Genomic DNA, 624 nt, shown 5'->3' on the forward strand with positions numbered 1-624 from the left:
CTATAAATGTAAATGTTCCCGTAACACTCAAAGTCAAGGATGAAGCCTTGACATCAGTCCTTAATAAACTTCTTGCCAATCATGGTATAAGCTATGTTATCGACAAAAACAAATTGTACTCAACAGTAGGTCGACTAAGGTAAATAAAAAAGACTCTGCATCCAAAGGTAATCAAACAAAAAATGAATAAATTGAAAATTTTGTACTTTCTCGATGTGGATTATTTTTTCACAATCGTTCTTTATTTGAATTACCATAAAAATCTATAAATTAAAAATCATACCAGAAAACAATACCTCATATCAAAATAATGGAAAAAACAAATTCACATCCAATGCGCAGCCGTTGGCATCTGATGTTTAGGGCTATGCTCTTCCTGATGATGTTTGGCTATGGGCTATCGGCCTACGCATCCAACAGCAAGGTATCCATTGATGTCGATGGAATTGCCTTGGAAAATGTTCTTAAATCCATAGAACAGCAGACAAAATACCGGTTCATTTATAGCAAAGAGACTATAAATGTAAATGTTCCCGTAACACTCAAAGTCAAGGATGAAGCCTTGACATCAGTCCTTAATAAACTTCTTGCCAATCATGGTATAAGCTATGTTATCGACAAAAA

General features: G+C 34.5%; 1 protein-coding gene. It reads left to right on the plus strand.

The genetic code is table 11. The features are described 5' to 3' along the window. Nucleotides 1-310: 310 nt before the first annotated feature. On the plus strand, nucleotides 311-624 hold a 314-nt coding region (locus B5F38_RS14165; RefSeq protein WP_143241009.1), incomplete at its 3' end, for an STN domain-containing protein.

This window comes from Barnesiella sp. An22 (assembly GCF_002159975.1).
GTDB classification, from domain to species: Bacteria; Bacteroidota; Bacteroidia; order Bacteroidales; family Barnesiellaceae; genus Barnesiella; species Barnesiella merdigallinarum.